We start from the raw sequence: 511 nt of genomic DNA, 5'->3' as shown, positions 1-511 counted from the left end.
AATACTCAAGACCGTTGCCGGCGCGGTGGCGGTGGCCATGGTGGCGCCGGCGTTGGCCGCGACTGAAGGCCACGAACACCACCATGATCATGGCGGCGGCAAGCCGTTTGCAGGCGTGATCGACACTAGCAGTGATTGCCTGAAAACCGGGGAGGCCTGCCTGGCGCATTGCCTGGTGCTGTTGGGGCAGGGTGACAAGGAAATGGCGGGCTGTGCCCAGTCAGTCAATGAGCTGCTGGCGACCTGTACAGCCTTGATGAAGCTGGCCGTGCAAGGTTCCAGCTTCACACCCGCCATGGCCAGGATGGCGGCCGATGTGTGTGCCAGTTGTGAAAACGAATGCCGCAAGCACGCAGACCAGCACGCTGAATGCAAGGCATGCGCAGATGCCTGTGCCGATTGCTTGAAGGCCTGCAAGGCAATCACTGCCTGACCATTGCCTGCAGCATTTCCTCGAAAGGGTGCCGCTGTGACACACAAGCCGGGCTTGAAAAGCCCCGGCCTGTTCATT

At 60.9% G+C, this 511-nt stretch carries 1 protein-coding gene; it reads left to right on the top strand.

Annotation, left to right across the window (positions count from 1 at the left end; genetic code table 11):
• The coding region (locus QWI17_RS09135; RefSeq protein WP_302722201.1) for a four-helix bundle copper-binding protein at window positions 1–433 on the top strand (433 nt) is incomplete at its 5' end.
• Window positions 434–511 lie beyond the last annotated feature (78 nt).

Origin of the sequence: Gilvimarinus gilvus, assembly GCF_030518155.1 — a bacterium.
Lineage (GTDB): Bacteria > Pseudomonadota > Gammaproteobacteria > Pseudomonadales > Cellvibrionaceae > Gilvimarinus > Gilvimarinus gilvus.
This window is presented reverse-complemented; position numbering and strand designations above follow the sequence as displayed.